Source organism: Variovorax sp. 38R (genome assembly GCF_014843395.1).
GTDB classification, from domain to species: domain Bacteria; phylum Pseudomonadota; class Gammaproteobacteria; order Burkholderiales; family Burkholderiaceae_C; genus Variovorax; species Variovorax paradoxus_H.
On record NZ_CP062121.1, the window covers coordinates 1413980 to 1437666 of the forward strand.

A 23687-nucleotide genomic window follows, 5' to 3' on the forward strand; every position below is an offset into this window, starting at 1 on the left:
CCGGCTCAGCGCAGTTCGGCGAGCAGCTGCTTGGCTTGCGACTTGAGGTCGCCAGCGCTTTCGGCTTCGACTTCCTCGACCAGCGAGCGCGCGCCTTCGACGTCGCCGATGGCCTGCAGTTCACGGGCCAGCGAGAGCTTCACGGCGTGCGGGTTGTCGTCGCCGTCGTCGTCCAGTGCGGACGGCGAGGTGGCCACAGCCGCAGAACGCGGTGCTTCGGCGGCAGCCGAGCGGGCCGGCAGGCCGGCGAGGGCGCTCATGTCGAACTCGATGAAGCCCGAATCGGCGGGCAGCGTGTCGCGCAGCATGGCCGGGCGGGTGTTGTGCTCCGCATCGTTCAGCGACGAGGGGCGCGTGTGGGCGGTCAATGCGCCGGGGGCCGTGTCGAAGTCGTTTTCGAGATCGACAGGGGCCGCGGCGTGGCCGTTGCTCAGCGGGGCCGGTGCGGCCGTCGGCGCGTAGACCGACTTCGGCAGGCTGGCGCCCACGGGGGCAGGCGCCGGTGCGGGCGGCTGGGTCAGGTCGAGGTCGAAGTCCAGCGGCGCGACCGAGGGCATGAAGGCCGGCGGGGCCGACGCGACGGGCGGTGCGGCCGGGGGCGGCGGTGCCACGACGGCTGCTGCGGCTGCGACAGCCGGCTTGGCCGCGGCTGCCAGCGCGCCGGCGAATGCGGCGGTTTCGGCCTGGCTGGCGCCGCGCGCGGTGCCCGTGCCCGATTCGTACAGCGGGTTGCCCGGATCGAGGTCCTTGCCCATGTCGACCACGCGGTTCCATTCGGAGCCCGCGCCGTTGGTCAGCTTGTGCACTTCGGTGGCGAGGCCGTCGAAGGCGCGCACGTCGCGGCGCTTGGCGTGGATCTCGAGCAGCTTGAGGTGGATCGCGGTGCGGTCCGGGTTCAGGCGCAGCGCTTCACGCAGGATTTCCTCGGCCTGCAGATCACGGCCGTAGGCGAGGTACACGTCGGCTTCGGCGACCGGGTCGACATCGCCCGCGTCGAGCTGGCTCGGCGAGTACGACAGCGACGACACGGTGGAATCGCCGCGGTTCTTGGTGTCGACCGATTCGCCGCCGCTGGCGCCGAAGAACGAGTCCTTGGGAATGCGGCTCTCGAGGAACACGCTTTCGCTCATCTCTTCGCGACGGCGGCCCAGCACGCGGTACAGCAGGAAGCCGATCAGCAGCGCGATCAGCGCGGCGCCGGCGAGCATCAGTGGGTTGTCGAGCAGTTCGTCGAGGAAGCTGCGCTCCGGCGGGGGCGGCGGCGGAGCGGCCTTCACCACAGGCTTGGGCGCGACGACGGGGGCTGCGGCGGCCGCGGCACTGGCAGCGGCTGCCACGGGGAGGGCGGCCGCGTCTGTGGCGGACGGTGCGGCTGCTGCAGCGGGTGCAGCAGCAGAGGCAGCGGCGACAGGGGCCGTTGCAGCGGGAGCGGCTGGTGCAGCGACCGGAGCTGGCGTTGCCGGTGCGGTGGCAGCGGCTGCAGGTGCTGCGACGGGCGCAGGACCGGCCGTGACCGCCGGCGACGGCGTCGTGGCACCGGTCAGCGGCGCGGGAACGGCGATGCCGGGCGTGGTGGCGGCCGGCGCTGCGGCAGCAGCGGACGATCCGGCGGTGCCGGTGCCCGCACCGGCCTTGAGCTTGTTCAGCTCGTTGATGTTCTTCGCGAGTTCGGCGACGCGGTTGCTGCTGTCCTGCGCCTGGCGGGCCTGCGCGACCTTTTCGTCAGCGGCGCGCGCGGCGGCGTTGCCTTGCGACACGGTGAGCTTGTCGGGTGCGCTGGCGGCGGCATTGCGGTCTTCCACGCTGGCCTGCAGCTTGCCCGAGGCCTGGCGGCTTGCGGCGGCCACGTTGGTGGTCGGGGCGTTCTCGGCGAGGCGCTGGCGGTAGCTGCCGAAGTCGCGGCTTTGCGCGGTGATCGTGCGGCGCGCGTCGGCGGCCGGCACGGCGCTCGCTGCGGCGGCGTTCGGCAGGTCGAGCACGGCACCGGCCTTCATCCGGTTGACGTTGCCACCGACGAAGGCGTCGGGGTTGGCGTTCAGCAGTGCGACCAGCATCTGGTCGAGCGACACATCGGCGGGCTTGTGAGCGGAGGCGATCTTGCCGGCGGTGTCGCCACGGCGCGTTGTGACTTGCTCGCCACTGCCGCCGCTGGGCGCGGCGACGGCGGCACGTGTCGGCGCAGGAGCCGGTGCGGCAGCAGGGGCCGGCGCAGTCGCAGCGGGTGCGGGCGTTGCGGCAACTGCGGGCGCGGGTTCGCGGCGCACGCGCGGGGCCGGCGCGGGGCGCTCGACCGGCGTGGCGATCTGCGGCGCGATGGGCGTCACCGGCGTGGCTGCCGCCTGGCGCGTGGCCGGCGGATCGAGCAGCACGGTGTAGTCACGCACGATGCGGCCCGAGGCGCCATTGGCTTCGAGCAGCAGGTCGATGAAGGGGTCGTTGAGCGGGCGGTTGCCGGCCAGGCGCACGACGTACTGACCGCCGGCGCGGCGTTGCAGCGTGGCTTTCACGTCGCCCAGGGCCGCGTTGTACGGGATGCCCGCGTTCTTGAAGGCTTCGGCCGTGGCGATGTTGATCTTCAGGCCGTCCGCTTCATTGGCGGCCATTTCGGTGACATCGATCTCGGCGCGCAAGGGTTCGCCCAGTGCCGACTGCACCCGCAGCGGCCCGAGCGCGAAAGCGCTGGCGTCAGGGCTGGCGAGCCCCAGCGTCAGGGCGGCGGCAGCGCCCAGGATGGAAAGGCGCCAGCCATTTGACGGCAGGGCGGGGCGGGCGGCCGAAGGGCGGGCCGCGGGCAACAGATGTCTTGTCATGCTGATAGGGGCGGCTCAGGCCCTGAATTTGTAAGAGGACGTTAGCATCATCAACATGCACTGACAAGGCAATGCGCCTGATCTACCCAGTGCGCGCATACTTCCGATGACATCCTTTGTTGCCTTTTGGCAACATTTTTGTATTTCAAGGCCTGAGCAACCCGCATCAGGCTTCGAGCAGGATGCGCAGCATGCGGCGCAGCGGTTCGGCCGCGCCCCACAGCAGCTGGTCGCCGATGGTGAAGGCACCGACGTACTCGGGGCCCATCGCCAGCTTGCGGATGCGGCCGACCGGGATGTCCATGGTGCCGGTCACGGCGACTGGCGTCAGGTCCTTGACCGTGGCTTCGCGCGTGTTCGGCACGACCTTGGCCCAGGGGTTGTCGGCGGCGATCATCGCTTCGATGTCGGCCACCGGCACGTCCTTCTTGAGCTTGAAGGTCAGCGCCTGGCTGTGGCAGCGCATCGCACCGATGCGCACGCAGAAGCCGTCGACCGGCGTGGCAGCGGTGCCGAAGCCCGCGCCCTGGCCGAGGATCTTGTTGGTCTCGGCACCGCCCTTCCACTCTTCCTTGGACATGCCGTCGCCCAGGTCCTTGTCGATCCAGGGGATCAGCGAGCCGCCCAGCGGCGCGCCGAAGTTGGCGATTTCGGAGGCGCTCAGGTTCTGCTGCTTGTGCAGCACCTTGCGGTCGATCTCGAGGATGGCCGACTTCGGGTCGTCGAGCAGGGCGCGCACTTCGGCGTTCAGGGTGCCGAACTGGGTCAGCAGCTCGCGCATGTGCTGCGCGCCGCCGCCCGAGGCCGCCTGGTAGGTCATGCTGGTCATCCACTCGACCAGGCCGGCCTTGTAGAGGGCGCCCACGCCCATGAGCATGCAACTCACGGTGCAGTTGCCGCCGACCCAGTTCTTGCCGCCCTTGGCGAGCGCGTTCTGGATCACGGGCAGGTTGACGGGGTCGAGCACGATGATCGCGTCATCGTTCATGCGCAGCGTGGAGGCCGCGTCGATCCAGTGGCCGTTCCAGCCCGCGGCGCGCAGCTTGGGGAACACCTCGCTGGTGTAGTCGCCGCCCTGGCAGGTGATGACGATGTCGCACTTCTTCAGTGCCTCGATGTCGTTCGCATCCTTCAACGCGGTTTCGTTCTTGGCCATCGCCGGGGCCTTGCCGCCGGCGTTGGAGGTCGAGAAGAAGACCGGCTCGATGAGGCCGAAGTCGCCTTCGGCCTGCATGCGGTCCATGAGGACCGAGCCGACCATGCCGCGCCAGCCTACGAGGCCGACCAGAGGTTGCTTGGATGCGTTCGCCATTTCAGTTTGCCCTTAGTGAAGAAAGAAAAAATCAGTCTTTTTTGCCCCCGACTCGTCGGCCGGGGGAGGGCGTGACGAAGCGGGCTGCGGTTAGCCGGTAATCGTCTTTTTGGTGATGGCTGCTACGACCGCGTCGCCCATTTCGCGGGTGCCGACGCGCTTCGTGCCTTCGGACCAGATGTCGCCCGTGCGCAGCCCGGAGGCGAGCACGTGCTTGACCGCCGACTCGATTCGGTCGGCAGCTTCGGGTTGGTTCAGGGAGAAGCGGAGCATCATGGCAGCGGACAGGATTGTAGCCAAAGGATTGGCAACCCCTTTGCCAGCAATGTCGGGGGCACTGCCGTGGCTGGGCTCGTACAGGCCCTGGTTGCTCGCATTGAGCGACGCCGAGGGCAGCATGCCGATGGAGCCGGTGAGCATCGCGGCCTCGTCCGAGAGGATGTCGCCGAACATGTTGCCGGTGACGACCACGTCGAACTTCTTGGGCGCCTTCACGAGCTGCATGGCCGCGTTGTCGACATACATGTGGTCGAGTTCGACGTCCGGATATTCCTTGCCGACCTCGGTCACGATGTCCTTCCAGAACTGGAAGGTCTCGAGCACGTTGGCCTTGTCCACGCTGGTCACGCGCTTGCTGCGCTTGCGGGCCGCTTCGAAGGCGACGCGTGCGATGCGCTCGACCTCGGGGCGCGAGTAGCGCATCGTGTCGAAGGCTTCTTCAGCGCCCGGGAAGTGGCCGTCGGTGGCGATGCGGCGGCCGCGCGGCTGGCCGAAGTAGATGTCGCCGGTGAGTTCGCGGATGATGAGGATGTCCAGGCCCGCGATCAGCTCGGGCTTCAGGCTCGAGGCGTCCACCAGCTGCTCGTAGCAGATGGCCGGACGGAAGTTCGCGAACAGGCCCAGGTTCTTGCGCAGCCCCAGGATGGCCTGCTCGGGACGCAGCGGGCGGTCGAGCTTGTCGTACTTCCAGTCGCCGACGGCGCCGAACAGCACCGCGTCGGATTCCTTCGCGAGCTTCAGTGTCGCTTCGGGCAGCGGGTGGCCGTGCGCCTCGTAGGCCGCACCGCCGACCAGCGCCGACTCCATCTCGAACTTCAGGTCGAGGACTTCGAGCACCCTGACGGCTTCCGCCACGATTTCGGTGCCGATGCCGTCACCCGGGAGAACTGCGATTTTCATAAGTTGGTCTGAGTTTTTTTGAAAGCGGAAATGCGGTGAGCGATCACGAGATCATCGTGTGCGCGAGCCAGGGCTTCTGCGCCAGGCGCTCGGTCTCGAAGGCCTTGATCTTGTCCTTGTGGCGCAGCGTCAGGCCGATGTCGTCCAGCCCGTTGATCAGGCAGTACTTGCGGAAAGCCTGCACGTCGAACGCGAGCTCGCCGCCGTCGGGCTTCACGACCACCTGGCGCTCCAGGTCGATGGTCAGCGCGTAGCCGGGGAAGGCCAGCGCTTCATCGAACAACTGGGCCACTTGCGCCTCGGACAGCACGATCGGCAGCAGGCCGTTCTTGAAGCTGTTGTTGAAGAAGATGTCGGCGTAGCTTGGCGCGATGATCGCGCGAAAGCCGTACTGGTCGAGCGCCCACGGTGCGTGTTCGCGCGACGAGCCGCAGCCGAAGTTCTTGCGCGCCAGCAGCACCGAGGCGCCGGCGTAGCGCGGCTGGTTCAGCACGAAGTCGGGGTTCGGCTTGCGGCTGGCCGGGTCCTGGCCCGGAAAGCCGGCGTCCAGGTAGCGCCATTCGTCGAACAGGTTCACGCCGAAGCCGGTCTTCTTGATCGACTTGAGGAACTGCTTGGGAATGATCGCGTCGGTGTCGACGTTCTCGCGGTCCATGGGGGCCACGAGGCCCTTGTGCACGGTGAATTTCTGCATGTGAATCTCTCTGGGTTCAGGCGAACGTACGGACGTCGACGAAGTGGCCGTGCACGGCAGCAGCGGCGGCCATGGCCGGGCTCACGAGGTGGGTGCGGCCACCCGCGCCCTGGCGGCCTTCGAAGTTGCGGTTGCTGGTCGATGCGCAGCGCTCGCCGGGCTCGAGCCGGTCGGCGTTCATCGCCAGGCACATCGAGCAGCCGGGTTCGCGCCATTCGAAGCCCGCGGCCTTGAAGATCAGGTCGAGGCCTTCGCGCTCGGCCTGTTCCTTCACCACGCCCGAGCCGGGCACGACCATCGCGAGCTTCACGTTCTTCGCGACCTTCTGGCCGAGCTTCTTCACCACGGCGGCGGCTTCGCGCATGTCTTCAATGCGGCTGTTGGTGCACGAACCGATGAACACCTTGTCGATGAAGATGTCGTTCATGGCCTTGTTGGGTTCCAGGCCCATGTAGACCAGCGCGCGCTCGATGGCGCCGCGCTTGCTCGCGTCTTTTTCCTTGTCGGGATCGGGCACGCGGCCGTTGATGTCGACCACCATCTCGGGCGAGGTGCCCCAGGTCACCTGCGGCGGGATCTGCGCGGCGTCGAGCTCGACCACGGCGTCGAAGGCCGCGCCCGGGTCGGACTGCAACGTGCGCCAGTAGCCCACGGCCTGGTCCCATTCAACGCCCGTGGGCGCCAGCGGACGGCCCTTCACGTAGGTGATGGTCTTCTCATCGACCGCCACCAGCCCGGCGCGCGCGCCGGCTTCGATGGCCATGTTGCAGACCGTCATGCGGCCTTCCATGCTCAGGTCGCGAATGGCCGAGCCCGCGAATTCAATGGTGTAGCCCGTGCCGCCGGCGGTGCCGATCTTGCCGATGATGGCCAGCACGATGTCCTTGGCCGTGCAGCCGAGCGGCAGCTTGCCTTCGACCTTCACGAGCATGTTCTTGGCCTTCTTGCCCAGCAGCGTCTGCGTGGCCATCACATGCTCGACCTCGCTGGTGCCGATGCCGTGCGCCAGCGCGCCGAACGCGCCATGCGTGGAGGTGTGCGAGTCGCCGCAGACCACGGTCATGCCCGGCAGCGTCGCGCCGCTTTCCGGGCCGATCACGTGCACGATGCCCTGGCGCTTGCTCAGGAACGGAAAGAACGCGGCGGCGCCGAACTCGGCGATGTTGTGGTCCAGCGTGGTGACCTGCTCCTTGCTGGTCGGGTCGGCAATGCCTTCGTAGCCCAGCTCCCAGCCGGTGGTCGGCGTGTTGTGGTCGGCGGTGGCCACCACCGAACTGATGCGCCACAGCTTGCGGCCGGCTTCGCGCAGGCCTTCGAAGGCTTGCGGGCTGGTCACTTCGTGCACAAGGTGGCGGTCGATGTAGAGGATCGCGGTGCCGTCTTCCTCGGTGTGGACGACGTGTTCGTCCCAGATCTTGTCGTAGAGCGTGCGTGCCATGTCGGTCTCTTCTTTCGTGGGGAAATGGATTGTCTGTCGACGCGGTCTAGGCCGCGAGTCGTTCGGTGGCGTCGGCCGAATCGGCCGCCGCGTGCAGGTGGTTCACCAGCGTGCGCGCCGCCACCGGCAAGGTGGAGAAGTCGCGCGCCACCAGCCGGATTTCGCGCGCGGCCCAGGCGTCGTTGAGCGTCACGCTCACGAGGCCGCGGCCGATGCCGTTGTGCATGAGTTCGAAGGCGCGCTGCGGCATCACGCCGATGCCCAGGCCGTTTTCGATCATCCGGCACATGGCGTCCAGGCCCGTGACGTGGATGCGTAGCTTGACGCTGCGGCCGGCACTGAGCGCCGCTTCGTGCATCGCCACGTAGATCGAACTGTTGGTGTGCAGGCCGACATGGTCGAAGGCCAGCGAGTCGATGAAATCGATCGCTTCCTGTGCGGCCAGCGCGTGCCCCTCGGGCACGATCAGCGCGAGGCGGTCGTGCCGGTAAGAGAGGCTTTGCAATTCGCCCGCGCCGCCGGCCACGTGGCACACGCCGAGGTCGGCCGCGCCTTCCTGCACCGCGCGGATCACTTCGCTGCTCAGGTGCTCCTCGAGATCGATCTTGATGGCCTCGTGCGCGCGCGAGAACACGCCCAGGTCTTCCGGCAGGAACTGCACGATGGCCGAGATGTTGGCGTGCACCCGCACGTGGCCGCGCACGCCGTCGGCGTACTCGCTGAGCTCGCCCTGCATCTTCTCGAGGCTGTAGAGCACCGAGCGTGCGTGGTGCAGCAGGCTTTCGCCGGCCGGCGTGAGGTCGACGCCGCGCGCATGGCGGTAGAGCAGGGCGGTGCCGAGCGTGGCTTCCAGGTCGGACAGCCGCTTGCTGACGGCCGAGGCTGCAATGAACTCGCGCTCCGCCGCGCGCCCGATGCTGCCCAGCTCGCACACGGCCACGAACAGCTGCAGCGACGTGAGGTCGATGCGGCGGGCGAAGTTGCGTTCGGATGTGCTCATGGGGGATTGGGCATCGCGTTTTGCGATGAGTTGGCTATTTTCTTCCTGTTTTTAAGCCATTGCCATCGCGATGCGCGATGACCTCGCTGCCGGCTGGCGAGGAGGGGCATGCCGAACGGGCAATAAAAAAGCTGCCCGGAGGCAGCTTTTTCAGGGGGCGGAAGTTCCGCGCTAGATCGATCAGCGGGCCGAGATCGGCTTCACGTCACGCTTGGGCGAGCCTTCGAACAGCTGGCGCGGGCGGCCGATCTTGTACTCGGGGTCGCCGATCATTTCGTTCAGCTGGGCGATCCAGCCGACCGTGCGGGCCAGCGCGAAGATCGCGGTGAACAGCGGCACCGGGATGCCGATGGCGCGTTGCACGATGCCCGAGTAGAAGTCGACATTCGGGTACAGCTTGCGCGACACGAAGTACTCGTCTTCCAGAGCGATCTTTTCGAGTTCCTTGGCGAGCTTGAACAGCGGGTCGTTTTCCAGGCCCAGCTCGGTCAGCACTTCGTTGCAGGTTTCCTGCATCAGCTTGGCGCGCGGGTCGTAGTTCTTGTACACGCGATGGCCGAAGCCCATCAGCTTGACGTTCGAGTTCTTGTCCTTGACCTTCTTGATGAACTCGCCGATCTTTTCCACACCGCCTTCGCGCTGGATGTCGTACAGCATGTTCAGTGCCGCTTCGTTGGCACCGCCGTGGGCCGGGCCCCACAGGCACGCCACGCCGGCTGCAATGGCCGCGAAGGGGTTGGTGCCCGACGAGCCGCACAGGCGCACGGTCGAGGTCGATGCGTTCTGCTCGTGGTCTGCGTGCAGGATGAAGATGCGGTCGAGCGCGCGCTCGAGCACCGGGTTCACCTTGTACTCTTCGCACGGCGTGGCGAACATCATGTGCAGGAAGTTGCCTGCATAGCTGAGTTCGTTCTTCGGGTACATGTACGGCTGGCCGACGGTGTACTTGTAGGCCATGGCCACGAGCGTGGGCATCTTCGCGATCAGGCGGATCGCGGCGATCTCGCGGTGCTCGGGATTGTTGATGTCCGTGCTGTCGTGATAGAAGGCCGACAGGGCGCCCACGAGGCCGGTCATGATGGCCATCGGATGGGCATCACGGCGGAAGCCGCGCAGGAAGAACTGCATCTGCTCGTTGACCATCGTGTGGTTGGTCACGAGCTTGGTGAAGCTGGCCTTCTTGCCTGCGTCCGGCAGTTCACCGTACAGCAGCAGGTGGCAGGTCTCCATGAAGTCGCAGTTGGTCGCGAGCTGCTCGATGGGGTAGCCGCGATACAGCAGCTCGCCCTTGTCACCGTCGATGTAGGTGATGGCCGACTGGCAGGCGGCGGTCGACATGAAGCCCGGGTCGTACGTGAACATGCCGGTCTGTGCATACAGCTTGCGGATGTCGATCACGTCAGGGCCGATGGTGCCCTTGTAGATCGGCAGTTCGACGTTGTCGCCGCCATTGCTGAACGACAGCGTGGCCTTGGTATCGGATGCTTTCATTTCGGTTTACTTTCAGAGGAGGATTCAGGACGAAGGAGAGATTGCGGGACGCTGCGCGCCATCGGTACGCATCAGATGCAGCAATGCGACCACCTCGGCGCCGGCCCATTCGGGCTCGGGCTCCTTTCTGCGCAGCAAAAGGTCGAGGAGGTCGTTGTCCGACAGGTCCATCAATGTCTCCATCGCTCCCGCCTGACCGTTGGTCATGTGGGATTCGTGCCGCTCGAAGAAGCGGGCGATGAACAGGTCGTTCTCGAGCAGGCCGCGCCGGCAACGCCATTTCAGTTTGCTCAGCGCACGTTCGCTGAGCGGCTGCTGGAGTTCGTCGGCGGTTTGCATGGTGGTGTCTTGAAAGAAGGTCAGATGGCGCGACGCACCATCAGTTCCTTGATCTTGCCGATGGCCTTGGTGGGGTTCAGGTTCTTCGGGCACACGTCGACGCAGTTCATGATCGTGTGGCAGCGGAACAGGCGGTACGGGTCTTCCAGGTTGTCCAGGCGCTCGGCGGTGGCTTCGTCGCGGCTGTCGGCGATGAAGCGGTAGGCCTGCAGCAGGCCGGCCGGGCCCACGAACTTGTCGGGGTTCCACCAGAAGCTCGGGCAGCTCGTGGAGCAGCTCGCGCACAGGATGCACTCGTACAGGCCGTCGAGCTCTTCGCGCTCTTCGGGCGACTGCAGGCGTTCCTTCTCGGGCGGCACGGTGTCGTTCTGCAGGTACGGCTTGATCGAGTTGTACTGCTTGAAGAACTGGGTCATGTCGACGATCAGGTCGCGGATGACGGGCAGGCCCGGCAGCGGCTTGAGCACGACGGTGCCCTTGAGCGTGTTCATGTTGGTCAGGCAGGCCAGACCGTTCTTGCCGTTGATGTTCATCGCGTCGGAGCCGCAGACGCCTTCGCGGCACGAGCGGCGGAACGACAGCGTGGGATCCTGCGCCTTGAGCTTCATCAGGGCGTCCAGCAGCATGCGTTCGTGGCCGTCGAGTTCGACCTCGATCGTCTGCATGTAGGGCTTGGCGTCCTTGTCCGGGTCGTAGCGGTAGATCTGGAATGTGCGCTTCATCGTATGGACCTTGTAAATATTCTTAGAACGTGCGGACCTTGGGTGGCACGGATGCCACCGTCAGCGGCTGCAGCTTGACGGGCTTGTACGAGAGGCGGTTGTCCGCGCTGTACCAGAGCGTGTGCTTCATCCAGTTGGCGTCGTCGCGGCCCAGCGGTGCGACCGGGTCGTCTGCGGGACGCTCGTAGTCTTCCACCGTGTGGGCGCCGCGGCATTCCTTGCGGGCGGCGGCCGAGACCATGGTGGCCTGCGCCACTTCGATCAGGTTGTCGACTTCCAGCGCTTCGATGCGGGCGGTGTTGAACACCTTGGACTTGTCCTTGAGGCCGATGCTCTTGACGCGCTCGCGCACGGCGGCGATCTTGACCACGCCTTCGTCCATCGAGGCCTGCTTGCGGAACACGGCGGCATGCTGCTGCATGACGGCGCGGATCTCGCCGGCCACGTCCTGTGCGTACTCGCCGCCGGTGGCGGCTTCGAGTTCGTTCAGGCGCTGCAGGGTGCGGTCGGCCGCATCCTTGGGCAGTTCCTTGTGTTCCTTGAGCTTGTCGTTGAACTCGACGATGTGGTTGCCGGCCGCGCGGCCGAACACCAAGAGGTCGAGCAGCGAGTTGGTGCCCAGGCGGTTGGCGCCGTGCACGCTCACGCAGGAGCATTCGCCCACGGCGTAGAGGCCGTTCACGATGGCGCTGTTGTCTTCACCCTTCTGGATGACGACCTGGCCGTTGATGTTCGTCGGAATGCCGCCCATCTGGTAGTGGATGGTCGGCACCACAGGAATCGGTTCCTTGGTGACGTCGACGTTGGCGAAGTTGATGCCGATCTCGTAGACCGACGGCAGCCGCTTGTGGATGGTGTCGGCACCCAGGTGGTCCAGCTTCATGTGGATGTAGTCCTTGTTGGGACCACAGCCACGGCCTTCCTTGATTTCCTGGTCCATCGAGCGCGACACGAAGTCGCGCGGTGCCAGGTCCTTCAGGGTGGGCGCGTAGCGCTCCATGAAGCGTTCGCCGTTGCTGTTCAGCAGGATGGCGCCTTCGCCGCGGCAGCCTTCGGTCAGCAGCACGCCCGCGCCGGCCACGCCGGTGGGGTGGAACTGCCAGAACTCCATGTCCTGCAGCGGGATGCCCGAACGTGCGGCCATGCCCAGGCCGTCGCCGGTGTTGATGAACGCGTTGGTGGACGCACCGAAGATGCGGCCTGCACCGCCGGTGGCCAGCAGCACGGTCTTGGCCTGCAGGATGTGCAGGTCGCCGGTTTCCATTTCGAGAGCGGTCACGCCGACCACGTCGCCTTCGTCGTCACGGATGAGGTCGAGCGCCATCCATTCGACGAAGAACTGGGTGCGGGCTTCCACGTTCTTCTGATAGAGCGTGTGCAGCATCGCGTGGCCGGTGCGGTCGGCCGCGGCGCAGGCGCGTTGCACGGCCTTCTCGCCGTAGTTGGCGGTGTGGCCGCCGAACGGGCGCTGGTAGATGGTGCCGTCGGGGTTGCGGTCGAAGGGCATGCCGAAGTGTTCGAGCTCGTACACGACCTTCGGGGCTTCACGGCACATGAACTCGATCGCGTCCTGGTCGCCGAGCCAGTCGGAACCCTTGATCGTGTCGTAGAAGTGGTAGTGCCAGTTGTCTTCGCTCATGTTGCCGAGCGAGGCGCCCACGCCGCCCTGGGCAGCCACGGTGTGCGAACGGGTCGGGAACACCTTGGAGAGCACGGCCACGTTGAGGCCGGCACGGGCGAGTTGCAGCGAGGCGCGCATGCCGGAGCCGCCGGCACCGACGATGACGACGTCGAACTTGCGCTTGGTGATGTTTTCTTTTGTGTAGGTCATGGTGGGTCAGATCTTCCAAAGCACTTGAATAGCCCAACCCGCACAACCGACAAGCCAGACGATGGTGAAAACTTGCAGCACGAGACGGATGGCGACAGGCTGGACGTAGTCCATCCACACGTCGCGCATGCCGACCCACACGTGATAGAGCAGGGCAACGATCACGGAGAAGGTCAGGACCTTCATCCACTGTGCGGCGAAGATGCCGGCCCACAGGTCGTAGCCGATGGGGCCGCGCGAGAAGACCACCTGCGCGAGCAGGATGATCGTGAAGAGCGCCATCAGGGCGCCGGTGATGCGTTGGCTGAGCCAGTCGCGCAGACCGTAGTGCGCACCGACGACGATGCGCTTGGAGCCGTAATTCACAGACATGGGGGGCTCCTTCTCAGTACAGGCCGAACAGCTTGGCGCCGAGCGCCAGCGTGAGGATGATGCTTGCGGCCAGCGTGAAGATGGCCGAGCTGTGACCGAATTCCTTGGTCACGGCGGAGTGGCTCACGTCCATCCAGAGGTGACGCAGGCCGGCGATGAAGTGGTGCAGGTAGGCCCAGATGAGCGCCAGTGCGATGAGCTTGAAGAACCATCCCGGAGCGAAGCCGACACCGATGTTGAAAACAGACTTGAATTTCGCGAACGAATAGTCAGATGACAGCGAGGTGTCGAACATCCAGATGATGAAGGGCATCAGCAGGAACATGATCACGCCGCTCACGCGGTGCAGGATCGACACGATGCCGGCCGGCGGCAGCCGGTAGGTCGTGAGATCGGTGAAGGCATTGATGTTCCGGAATTCGCGACGCGGCGGCCGGGGGGGAGTTGCAAGCTCTGTCATAGGGAGATGGCTTTCGTGGCTTTTGTGACTTGTTGGCTTGTTCTGAGAGCGAACGCTTTTGTTTCTTCTGCGGAATGCAAACAACGCAAAATTCTATTGCAATGCACCATCGCGCATCGGACGCACAGGAGTCAACGCACTGCGGCAGTCGGATGCTCGGGGCTCGAGGCTGCGTTGCGCGGGCTGAGTGTGCGCGTTTGTGCCCGCGCGGGCGAGGTTCTTCGGCGCCATCGGGTCAGCCCAGCTGGTTGCGGTAGTGGTGGGTGTCGGTGCGGTACAGGCCGCGTCGCAGTTCCATCGGCATGTCGTGGTACGTGTGCGCCACGCGCTCCACGCTCAGCAGCGGCATCTGCAGCGGCACGTCGAGCAGCTGGGCCTGTTCGGCATCGGGCAGCACGGCGCGGATCTTTTCTTCGGCGCGCACCATGCGCACGCCGAACTCGGTTTCGAACATGGCGTACATCGGGCCGGGCCAGGCGCGCAGCCGGTCGGCCGTGAGGCCCTTGAAGGGCGCGCCGGGCAGCCAGAGGTCTTCGAGGATGGTCGGCACGCCCGCGTAGGCGAGCACGCGGCGCACCTGCAGCACGGCGTCGCCGGTGCGCAGGCTCAATGCACGCGCCACGTCGGCCGAGGCGCGCAGGCGCTTGCAGTCGACGATGGTGCGCTCGGCCGGGCCTTCGGCGCTCGGGCTGCCGGCGTCGGGCACGAGCTTCAGAAATCGGTACTGCACATGCTGCTCGGCATGCGTGGCGACGAAGGTGCCCTTGCCCTGGCGGCGCACCACCAGGTTTTCGGCCGACAGTTCGTCGATCGCCTTGCGCACCGTGCCCTGGCTCACGCGGTACCGCACGGCCAGGTCCATCTCGCTGGGGATGGGCTCGCCCGGCTTCCACTCGCCGGCCTGCAGGCTCTGCAGGATCAGGGTCTTGATCTGCTGGTAGAGCGGACTGAAGGACGGCGTCGTGGGCTCGTCGAGGGTGGAGGGCGTGTTCATGGCAGCGGTGGGGTGCGCCGTGGCGGACCCCCAGAGGATATCTTATATAAGACATAAGACGGCCTTTGTCGATTCGGCTTAAAATGCGGGCCGGTCCCGCGCCGCGGGAAAGCTTCCCCCCGCAGGACCGCTGGCGCCCCACGAGAGCGCAGCCCCGTTTCACTACCTTCTGGAGTCTTCCCATGAGCAAAAAGCCTGTCCGCGTTGCCGTTACCGGTGCCGCCGGTCAAATCGGTTATGCCCTGTTGTTCCGTATCGCTTCCGGCGAAATGCTCGGCAAAGACCAGCCGGTCATCCTGCAACTGCTCGAAATCCCCGACGAGAAGGCCCAGAAGGCGCTCAAGGGCGTGATGATGGAGCTCGACGACTGCGCCTTCCCGCTGCTGGCCGGCATGGAAGCCCACGGCGACCCGATGACCGCCTTCAAGGACGCCGACTACGCCCTGCTGGTCGGCTCGCGCCCCCGCGGCCCCGGCATGGAACGTGCCGAACTGCTGGCCGTCAACGGCGCCATCTTCACGGCACAAGGCAAGGCGCTGAACGCCGTGGCCTCGCGCAACGTGAAGGTGCTGGTCGTCGGCAACCCCGCCAACACCAACGCCTACATCGCCATGAAGTCGGCACCGGACCTGCCGCGCAAGAACTTCACCGCCATGCTGCGCCTGGACCACAACCGCGCTGCCAGCCAGATCGCCGCCAAGACCGGCAAGGCCGTGGCCGACATCGAGAAGCTCACCGTCTGGGGCAACCACTCGCCCACGATGTACGCCGACTACCGCTTTGCGACCATCAACGGCGAAAGCGTCGCCAAGATGATCAACGACCAGGAATGGAACGCCAACACCTTCCTGCCGACCGTCGGCAAGCGCGGCGCGGCCATCATCGAAGCACGCGGCCTGTCGTCGGCTGCCTCGGCTGCCAACGCCGCCATCGACCACATGCGCGACTGGGCCCTGGGCACCAACGGCAAGTGGGTCACGATGGGCATCCCGTCGGACGGCCAGTACGGCATTCCGAAGGACGTGATGTTCGGCTTCCCGGTCACCTGCGAAAACGGTGAGTACAAGCTGGTCGAAGGTCTCGACATCGACGCATTCAGCCAGGAACGCATCAACAAGACGCTCGAAGAGCTCGAGGGCGAACGCGCCGGCGTCGCCCACCTGCTGTAAGTCAAGCAAATCGCCCGCATGCTCGACTGGAACCCCGCGCTCTACCGTCGCTACGAGGACGAGCGCACCCGGCCCGCACAGGAACTCCTGGCGCGGGTCCCGCTTGCCGAGGCCGCCCATGTGGTCGACCTCGGATGCGGACCGGGCAATTCCACCGAGCTGCTGGCACATCGGTTCCCCTCGGCGCAAGTCACGGGCACCGACAACTCCGAAGCCATGCTGGTCAGTGCGCGCGAGCGCCTGCCGGCGGCGCGCTTCGCGTTGAGCGACATCGCGACCTGGGCGCCGCGTGAAACAGAAGCGCCCGATCTCATTTATGCCAACGCGTCCCTGCAATGGGTGCCGGATCACGAAGCGCTGATCCCCCGCCTGTTCGACGCGCTGGCCCCGGGCGGCCTGCTCGCCGTCCAGATGCCCGACAACCGGCAAGAGCCTACGCACCGCCTGATGCGGGCGGTGGCGGCCGAAGCGCCCTGGGCCGAGCCCATCGGCGACGCAGACAAGCTGCGCACCTTGCTGCTGCCGCTTGGCGGTTATTACGACCTGTTGGCCGCACGTGCGGCCCATGTCGATGTCTGGCACACCATCTACCAGCACCCGATGGCAGACGCCGCGGCCATCGTCGAATGGGTGCGCAGCACCGGGCTGAAGCCCTTCGTCGACCGGCTGCCGCCCGACCTGCAGGCGAGCTATCTCGCCGAATACGAACGCCGGGTGGCCGAGGCCTACCCGGTGCGCACCGACGGCAAGCGCCTGCTCGCTTTCCCGCGCATGTTCATCGTGGCGCACAAGAAAAAAGACGCATGACCACCAAGAATGCCGCCCATCCCGCGGACGTGCTGCTCGGCGCACAGGCCGGCGCCGTGACCCTGCCGGTGTGCGACCACTACAGCGGCGTCGAAGCCCGCATGAAGAAGAGCCTCGCGCTCCAGGCCGAGATGGCCGAGGAGTTCGGCGCCTGCGTGTTCGACGTCACCCTCGACTGCGAAGACGGCGCCCCGGTCGGCGGCGAGGCGGAGCATGCCGCGCTCGTCACCGAGCTCGCGCTGGCCGCGAAGCCCGGCATGCGTGTCGGTGTGCGCGTGCACCCGGTCGATCACCCCGCCTTTGCCGGCGACGTGGTCACCATCGCCGGTCGTGCGGGCGATCGACTGAGCCACCTGATGGTGCCCAAGGTCGAATCCGTGGCCGATGTGTTTCAGGCTGTTGCCGCGCTCGACGCGGCCGATGCCGCCGCGCTGCCGCTGCACGTGCTCATCGAATCGCCCCTGGCGATCCACAACGCCTTCGAGATCGCCGCGCATCCGCGCGTGCAGTCGCTGAGCTTCGGTCTCATGGATTTCGTGTCGGCGCATGCCGGCGCCATTCCCGCCGACGGCATGGGCGCGGCGGGGCAGTTCAGCCATCCGCTGGTCGTGCGTGCCAAGCTGGCACTGGCCTCGGCCGCACATGCCTACGGCAAGGTGCCTTCGCATTGCGTGGTCACCGAGTTCAACGACATGGATGCGATGCGCACCGCGGCCCGCAAGGCGGCCACCGAATTCGGCTACACGCGGATGTGGAGCATCCACCCGAACCAGATCCGCCCGATCCTCGAGGCCTTCGCGCCCGACGAGGCGCAGATTCAAATTGCCACAAAAATCATTACAAAAGCCGCCGACGCGGATTGGGCACCGACACAAATTGATGGCACATTGCACGACCGCGCGAGCTACCGCCACTTCTGGCAGGTCCTGACGCGTGCCCACGCAACAGGGCGCGCGTTGCCCTCCGAGGCGAAAGCCTGGTTTGCATCGCGGTCTCCTGAAACCCACTGAATCCAGCCTCAAGGAACCCCGCACATGAAGAAAATTGCCCTGATCGCCGCCGTTGCCCTGGCCCTGCCGTTCGCCGCCGTAGCGCAAAACGCCACCGCCACCAAGCCGGCCGCCGCCAAGTCCGAAGCCAAGAAGGCCCCGCCGAAGCGTCAGGTGACCCGCAAGGCCGCCAAGGCCGTCGAGGAAGTGACGCCGATCGCCGACGAAACCAACATCGTGCTCAACGACGCCGACCTGGCCGTGGCACAGCGCGTGTCCACCGGCAAGGCCCAGTGCGAACTCGGCGCCGACGTCACCGTGACGGCCGACGAGAAGAAGCCCGGCTTCTTCAACGTGACCACCAAGGGCCTGAAGTACCGCATGCACCCGGTCGAAAGCCGCACCGGCGCCATCCGCCTCGAAGACCCGCGTGCCGGCGCCATGTGGCTCCAGCTCGGCAACAAGTCGATGCTGATGAACCAGAAGGCCGGCCTGCGCATCGCCGACGAATGCCAGACCGCTGCCCAGGTCGCCTTCGCCGACGAGATGAAGAAGAACCCCCCGAAGGCCCTTTTCGAAGGTGCCGACGCAGCCAAGAAGTAAGAAGAGCACCGAACCCGGGGTGCGGCGCGGCTCTTGCTTGGCCGCTCGAGACCGTTCCGCACGCCCGATAGCCTAGTTTCCGGAGAAAAGAAGATGTTGCAAGCCTACGTTGATCATGTTGCCGAACGCGCCGCGCTCGGTATCCCGCCGCTGCCCCTGAGCGCGAAGCAGACCGCCGAAGCGATCGAGCTCCTGAAGAGCGCGAATGCCAAGGACGGCGCCTTCCTGCTGGACCTGCTCACCTACCGTGTGCCCGCCGGCGTCGACGACGCCGCCAAGGTCAAGGCGAGCTACCTCGCGGCCGTGGCCCACGGCACCGAGAAGAATGCGTTCATCACGCGCGCCCGCGCCACTGAACTGCTCGGCACCATGCTCGGCGGCTACAACATCAGCCCCATGATCGACCTGCTGGACGACGCCGAAGTCGGCGCCGTCGCAGCCGAAGGCCTGAAGAAAACCCTGCTGATGTTCGACCAGTTCCACGACGTCAAGGAAAAGGCCGACAAGGGCAACGCCCACGCCAAGGGCGTGCTGCAAAGCTGGGCCGATGCCGAGTGGTTCACGAGCCGCCCGGAAGTGCCGCAAAGCATCACCGTCAGCATCTTCAAGGTCGCTGGCGAAATCAACACCGACGACCTGTCGCCAGCACCTGACGCCACCACGCGTCCCGACATTCCAATGCACGCCCTGGCGATGCACAAGAACGCGCGCCCCGGCATCGTTCCTGAAGAAGACGGCAAGCGCGGCCCGGTGAAGTTCATCGAAGACCTGCGCGCACGCGGCCACCTCGTGGCCTACGCCGGCGACGTGGTCGGCACGGGTTCGTCGCGCAAGAGCGCCACCAACTCGGTGCTGTGGTTCACCGGCGAAGACATTCCCTTCGTGCCGAACAAGCGTTTCGGCGGCGTCTGCCTCGGCGGCAAGATCGCTCCCATCTTCTACAACACGATGGAAGACTCGGGCGCACTGCCCATCGAGCTCGACGTGACGCAGATGAACATGGGCGACGTGGTCGAGCTGCGTCCCTACGAAGGCAAGGCGCTGAAGGACGGCAAGGTCATTGCCGAGTTCACCGTCAAGAGCGACGTGCTGTTCGACGAAGTGCGCGCCGGCGGCCGCATTCCGCTGATCATCGGCCGCGGCCTCACCACCAAGGCGCGCGAGGCCCTGGGCCTGCCCGTGTCCACGCTGTTCCGCCTGCCGACCAGCCCGGTCGACACCAAGAAGGGCTACTCGCTCGCACAGAAGATGGTCGGCCGCGCCTGCGGCCTGCCCGAAGGCACGGGCGTGCGCCCAGGCACGTACTGCGAACCCAAGATGACCTCGGTCGGCTCGCAAGACACCACCGGCCCGATGACCCGCGACGAGCTGAAAGACCTGGCCTGCCTGGGCTTCTCGGCCGACCTCGTGATGCAGTCGTTCTGCCACACGGCGGCGTACCCGAAGAAGGTCGACGTCAAGATGCACCACGAACTCCCCGAGTTCATGGCCAACCGCGGCGGCGTCTCGCTGCGTCCGGGCGACGGCGTGATCCACAGCTGGCTCAACCGCCTGCTGACCCCCGACACCGTGGGCACGGGCGGCGACAGCCACACCCGCTTCCCCATCGGCATCAGCTTCCCCGCGGGCTCCGGCCTCGTGGCCTTCGCGGCTGCCACCGGCGTGATGCCGCTGGACATGCCCGAGTCGGTGCTCGTGCGCTTCAAGGGCAAGATGCAGCCCGGCGTCACGCTGCGTGACCTGGTCAACGCCATTCCGCTGTACGCCATCAAGTCGGGCCTGCTGACCGTGGCCAAGCAAGGCAAGAAGAACATCTTCTCGGGCCGCATCCTCGAAATCGAAGGCCTGCCCGACCTGAAGGTCGAACAAGCCTTTGAACTGAGCGACGCTTCCGCAGAACGCTCGGCCGCCGGCTGCACGGTGCACCTGAACAAGGAACCGATCCAGGAGTACATCAACAGCAACATCACGCTGATGAAGTGGATGATTGCCGAAGGCTACGCAGACGCCCGCACGCTGGCACGCCGCATCGCCGCGCAGGAAGCCTGGCTCGCGGACCCGCAGCTGCTCAAGGGTGACGCCGACGCCGAGTACGCCGCCGTGATCGAGATCGACCTGGCTGAGATCCACGAACCCATCGTGGCATGCCCGAACGACCCCGACGACGTGAAGACGCTGAGCGACGTGGCCGGTGCCGTGATCGACGAAGTGTTCATCGGCTCGTGCATGACCAACATCGGTCACTTCCGCGCCGCATCGAAGCTGCTCGAAGGCAAGCGCGACATCCCGGTCAAGCTGTGGATCGCACCGCCGACCAAGATGGACGCGCAGCAACTCACCGAAGAAGGTCACTACGGCGTGTTCGGCAACGCCGGCGCCCGTACCGAAATGCCGGGCTGCTCGCTGTGCATGGGCAACCAGGCACAAGTGCGCGAAGGCGCCACGGTGATGTCGACCAGCACCCGCAACTTCCCGAACCGTCTGGGCAAGAACACGAACGTGTACCTGGGCTCGGCCGAACTGGCCGCCATCTGCTCGCGTCTGGGCCGCATCCCGACGCGCGAGGAGTACATGGCCGCCACGGGCGTGCTCGATGCCTCGAGCAGCCAGATCTACCAGTACCTGAACTTCGACAAGATCGAAGACTACAAGGGCGTGGCGGACACGGTCGCGGCCTGAGAGGGCGACGGCCGGCGAGCGATTGATTCGCCGGCCCCATGAAACGAGCCCCGCTTCAGCGGGGCTTTTTTCATGGGCGTTCGGCGGGTTCGGTATCAGCCCGGCGGCGGGTTGGACTTCAGGTGTTCCCAGCCCTTCAGCACCATCGCCATGCCGGTCGGGCCACCGACCGCCTGGGACAGTGATGCCTGCAGCGAATGGGCGAAGTCTCCCCGATACAGCTTGGCGCCCTGATGGGTCAGGTTCGAGTTGGCATCGATGTAGACAGACTCACCCAGCCCCGACCACAAGCGGCAGAAGCCGTAGTCTTCCGACAGATAGCGCCGTGTGAGCGGGTCGACCATCACGTCGAAGAAGCGGTAATGCAGCCCGCGGTCAGCCTCGCCGATGCTGTCGGGCACGTACTGCAGGTCCGGGTAGGCGGCCATGAGCCGTTCGAACACGTTGCGCCGGATCGACATGAAACCGGTCGGCGCTTCGGTCATCTTCATGAAGCCGTCGGGCTGCACCTCGAGCTCGATCTGCGTCGACCCTTCAGCGGGCGCGGCATTCACTGTATAGCGCGTGAAGCCGGCCTCGAACTGCTGCTGCGTGGTGCCTGCGACCACGCCGTCCTCTGGCCAGTTTTCGCGCTTCAGCGGGTAGACGCCGGCGGCGATGTCGTAGCCCGACAGCAGCAGGCGGAACGCTGCCTCGGCCGAAAAGCCGATGTCGGCATCGACCCAGAACAGGTGGGTCCACTCCGTGTTGGCCAGGAACTGGGCCACGCAGTTGTTGCGCGCGCGCGTGACCAAGCTTTCGCCCTGGTGCATCAGCACCTGCATCTTCATGCCGGCGCGTTCGGCGTTGATGGTGAAGTTCAGCAGCGACGCCACGTAGTTCTGGAAGAACTTGCCGTCGTGGCTCGGCGTCACGATCACGGGATAGAAGTGCCGGAGTTCGGACGGGTCGAGCATGCGAGAGGACTCCGTGGGTCTAGCGAGCAGGGCGCTGCATCAGGCCCTGCAGCAGCGTGTCGTAGGTCTGCGTGGCCGCTGCGTCGCCGGGCAGATAGCGCGCGATGAGTGCGCGCTGCCGCTCGCGATAAGCGCCTGCCTGGGCGTCATGCCCGTCGATCGCCTCGAGCACGCGCGCGCTGCCTGCGGCCACGTCGTTCTCGGCGTAGTAGTAGCCCAGGTCCGCGCACAGGTGCGCGTTGTGGACCAGCGGATAGCCTTGCCAGCAGGTCTCCAGGTAGAAGTAGTTGAGCGGGTTCTCCCACTGGTGCGAGACCACGATGTCGGTGTTCTGCGCGAGGAACACCGGGGTTTCGTGCCGGCCCAGGAAGACCGCCTTGTGCTGACGCACCAGGTCGAGCTGGTTCATCAGCGTGATGAACTCCATGCTGTCCTTGGCCATGCGCTCCGCGTTCGTCACCTGCAGCAGCGCAATGGCGTCAGGCCGGGCGCGGTACGCCAGTTCGGCGATCAGGATCGGGTAGACGCAGAACTTCACCACGTTGATGTTCGGCTCCATCACGCTGAGCCGCCGCGGGCCGCTGCGCGGCTGGTATGCGCCGCCCTCGGGCAGCGCGCGGGAGCGCTCTTCGAGGAACACCGGGCTCCAGACGAAGGGCACGGCACGCGCTTCGGCGCGGCGCAGCACCTCGAAGTACGGCTGGCTGATGTGGGCCACCTGCGGAACCATCCAGATGTCGTCGTAGCGCTGGTTGACGAACAGGTTGCGGCCCCACAGCGGCTTGCCGAACAGCATCGACTCCATCGCGTGCACGTACTCGAAGCCGCAGCAGTACGACACCAGCCGCGCGCCGCGGCGCTTCAGGTGCTCGGTCTGGTCGGCGTCGATCTGCCCGCCCAGCTCGATCAGCACGTCCACGCTGTCCTTGGCCCCCTCGAAGGTCACGGTCGGCCAACGGGCCTGGTCCCAGGGCAGGGCGGATGTGATGGGTGTGGCGGTGGTGTTGACCAGCACCACCGAGGCGACGCTGGGGCAGTGCTTCAGCGCCTCCGCCAGGAACACGGCGTTCTGCTTGATGCCGTTGTTCCAGAGGGTCTCGGCCTCATGGTGAAGGCCGATCGTGATGCCGATGCGCAGGCCCGCACCCGAGCCGGTGGTCATTGGTTTTCGCGCGGGACGTAGCCGGTCAGCCGCCAGCCGGTGGGTTCGAGGCGGAAGCTGACCTTTTCGAAGACCGTCTTGTTGTTCTCCAGTCGCGTGGAGAAGTCGACGTTGGCATACAGGCCGGCCGGAATGCCGGCGCTGCCGTCCGGGTTGCGGATCCGCGTGATGCCGGCCCAATCACGCCGAGCGACGGTGCCCACGGTCTGACGGGCGCGTTGTGTATTGGCGACAAAGTCAGCTCGTGGGTACCGGGTTTTGATGAAAGCCGAAGCGGTGTCCCAGATTTCCCCTGCCCGGCCTTCGTCGATTTGCTTCAGGGCGGTGAGGCCCGCCTGCACGAGCTCGTCGGCGGAAGAGCCGTCCTGTGCCAGGGCGCAGGAACTGGCCAGGGCTAGCGTGCATGCGGCCAGGAAACGGGAGAGGAACGGCTTCATTTTGGCAATCTTTGTGCGGAAAACCGCGGGAACGGACAGCGGCGGCGATTCTAGGCGCGGCCTTTGGCTCGACGTTCCATGGCGAGGTCGGTGGCCCTGAAATTGTCTCCAAACGTGAAAGTTTGTGAACTAAATCATCATTTCTCGGCTTCATATGAGTGCGAATGGCCGCAAATGTAAACGACTGAGTACATTACCGCGTCCATTGTGAACGTCAGGGTAACTACGACCCTGGCTGGGGCG

21 protein-coding genes are annotated in these 23687 nt (G+C 65.9%); 5 read left to right on the forward strand and 16 right to left on the reverse strand.

Going from position 1 to position 23687, the window contains the following annotated elements; translation table 11 throughout:
• Positions 1-5: 5 nt before the first annotated feature.
• The 13 genes from IG196_RS06285 to IG196_RS06345 all read right to left on the reverse strand — a co-directional run bounded on the left by IG196_RS06285 (position 6) and on the right by IG196_RS06345 (position 14642).
• A complete protein-coding gene (locus IG196_RS06285) occupies positions 6-2795 on the reverse strand; it encodes a FimV/HubP family polar landmark protein (protein WP_412556370.1) in 2790 nt (929 codons plus the stop codon).
• Between the two features lie 181 nt (positions 2796-2976).
• Positions 2977-4122 (reverse strand): aspartate-semialdehyde dehydrogenase, encoded by a 1146-nt coding sequence (gene asd, locus IG196_RS06290; RefSeq protein WP_070062265.1) that lies wholly within the window; start codon positions 4120-4122, stop codon positions 2977-2979.
• A gap of 90 nt (positions 4123-4212) precedes the next feature.
• Positions 4213-5301 (reverse strand): 3-isopropylmalate dehydrogenase, encoded by a 1089-nt coding sequence (gene leuB / locus IG196_RS06295; RefSeq protein WP_192195452.1) that lies wholly within the window; start codon positions 5299-5301, stop codon positions 4213-4215.
• 43 nt (positions 5302-5344) lie between these two features.
• Positions 5345-5995: a 3-isopropylmalate dehydratase small subunit gene (gene leuD, locus IG196_RS06300; RefSeq protein ID WP_101493321.1), complete on the reverse strand. Its 651-nt coding sequence runs from the start codon at positions 5993-5995 to the stop codon at positions 5345-5347.
• A gap of 16 nt (positions 5996-6011) precedes the next feature.
• Positions 6012-7433 carry a 3-isopropylmalate dehydratase large subunit gene (leuC, locus tag IG196_RS06305; RefSeq protein ID WP_192195453.1) on the reverse strand — a complete coding sequence of 474 codons (1422 nt, stop codon included), beginning with the start codon at positions 7431-7433 and terminating at the stop codon, positions 6012-6014.
• A 46-nt stretch (positions 7434-7479) separates the two neighbouring features.
• Complete coding sequence (locus IG196_RS06310; protein ID WP_192195454.1) at positions 7480-8433, reverse strand: LysR substrate-binding domain-containing protein; 954 nt, start codon at positions 8431-8433, stop codon at positions 7480-7482.
• A gap of 180 nt (positions 8434-8613) precedes the next feature.
• Complete coding sequence (gltA, locus tag IG196_RS06315) at positions 8614-9924, reverse strand: citrate synthase (protein ID WP_062479703.1); 1311 nt, start codon at positions 9922-9924, stop codon at positions 8614-8616.
• A 24-nt stretch (positions 9925-9948) separates the two neighbouring features.
• Positions 9949-10263, reverse strand: a complete 315-nt coding sequence (locus IG196_RS06320) for a succinate dehydrogenase assembly factor 2 (RefSeq protein WP_099795593.1) — start codon at positions 10261-10263, stop codon at positions 9949-9951.
• A gap of 20 nt (positions 10264-10283) precedes the next feature.
• Positions 10284-10985, reverse strand: a complete 702-nt coding sequence (locus IG196_RS06325) for a succinate dehydrogenase iron-sulfur subunit (protein WP_099795594.1) — start codon at positions 10983-10985, stop codon at positions 10284-10286.
• A gap of 22 nt (positions 10986-11007) precedes the next feature.
• Complete coding sequence (gene sdhA / locus IG196_RS06330; protein ID WP_099795595.1) at positions 11008-12816, reverse strand: succinate dehydrogenase flavoprotein subunit; 1809 nt, start codon at positions 12814-12816, stop codon at positions 11008-11010.
• A 6-nt stretch (positions 12817-12822) separates the two neighbouring features.
• Complete coding sequence (gene sdhD / locus IG196_RS06335) at positions 12823-13188, reverse strand: succinate dehydrogenase, hydrophobic membrane anchor protein (protein WP_099795596.1); 366 nt, start codon at positions 13186-13188, stop codon at positions 12823-12825.
• A gap of 13 nt (positions 13189-13201) precedes the next feature.
• Complete coding sequence (gene sdhC / locus IG196_RS06340) at positions 13202-13648, reverse strand: succinate dehydrogenase, cytochrome b556 subunit (RefSeq protein WP_192195455.1); 447 nt, start codon at positions 13646-13648, stop codon at positions 13202-13204.
• Between the two features lie 235 nt (positions 13649-13883).
• The gene (locus IG196_RS06345) at positions 13884-14642 is read right to left on the reverse strand and encodes a GntR family transcriptional regulator (RefSeq protein WP_099795598.1); all 759 of its coding nucleotides are present in this window, start codon (positions 14640-14642) and stop codon (positions 13884-13886) included.
• A gap of 182 nt (positions 14643-14824) precedes the next feature.
• Between IG196_RS06345 and IG196_RS06350 the strand changes: the two genes are divergently transcribed.
• The 5 genes from IG196_RS06350 to IG196_RS06370 all read left to right on the forward strand — a co-directional run bounded on the left by IG196_RS06350 (position 14825) and on the right by IG196_RS06370 (position 20889).
• A complete protein-coding gene (locus IG196_RS06350; RefSeq protein WP_093124159.1) occupies positions 14825-15811 on the forward strand; it encodes a malate dehydrogenase in 987 nt (328 codons plus the stop codon).
• 18 nt (positions 15812-15829) lie between these two features.
• A complete protein-coding gene (tam, locus tag IG196_RS06355) occupies positions 15830-16618 on the forward strand; it encodes a trans-aconitate 2-methyltransferase (RefSeq protein WP_192195456.1) in 789 nt (262 codons plus the stop codon).
• Positions 16615-17628 carry an HpcH/HpaI aldolase/citrate lyase family protein gene (locus tag IG196_RS06360; protein WP_192195457.1) on the forward strand — a complete coding sequence of 338 codons (1014 nt, stop codon included), beginning with the start codon at positions 16615-16617 and terminating at the stop codon, positions 17626-17628. Before tam ends, IG196_RS06360 begins: the two co-directional genes overlap by 4 nt.
• Positions 17629-17652: 24 nt before the next feature.
• Positions 17653-18210 carry a hypothetical protein gene (locus IG196_RS06365; RefSeq protein ID WP_192195458.1) on the forward strand — a complete coding sequence of 186 codons (558 nt, stop codon included), beginning with the start codon at positions 17653-17655 and terminating at the stop codon, positions 18208-18210.
• A 93-nt stretch (positions 18211-18303) separates the two neighbouring features.
• Positions 18304-20889, forward strand: coding sequence for a bifunctional aconitate hydratase 2/2-methylisocitrate dehydratase (locus IG196_RS06370; RefSeq protein WP_192195459.1), 2586 nt, complete (start codon positions 18304-18306; stop codon positions 20887-20889).
• Between the two features lie 95 nt (positions 20890-20984).
• Here the strand turns inward: IG196_RS06370 and IG196_RS06375 are convergent, their stop codons facing one another.
• Genes IG196_RS06375 through IG196_RS06385 form a run of 3 tightly spaced genes read right to left on the reverse strand, consistent with a single transcriptional unit; the run spans position 20985 to position 23444 of the window.
• Positions 20985-21845 carry a hypothetical protein gene (locus IG196_RS06375; protein WP_192195460.1) on the reverse strand — a complete coding sequence of 287 codons (861 nt, stop codon included), beginning with the start codon at positions 21843-21845 and terminating at the stop codon, positions 20985-20987.
• A gap of 19 nt (positions 21846-21864) precedes the next feature.
• Positions 21865-23007, reverse strand: coding sequence for a DUF2827 domain-containing protein (locus tag IG196_RS06380; RefSeq protein ID WP_192195461.1), 1143 nt, complete (start codon positions 23005-23007; stop codon positions 21865-21867).
• A complete protein-coding gene (locus IG196_RS06385) occupies positions 23004-23444 on the reverse strand; it encodes a DUF4019 domain-containing protein (protein ID WP_192195462.1) in 441 nt (146 codons plus the stop codon). Before IG196_RS06385 ends, IG196_RS06380 begins: the two co-directional genes overlap by 4 nt.
• Positions 23445-23687: the final 243 nt, after the last annotated feature.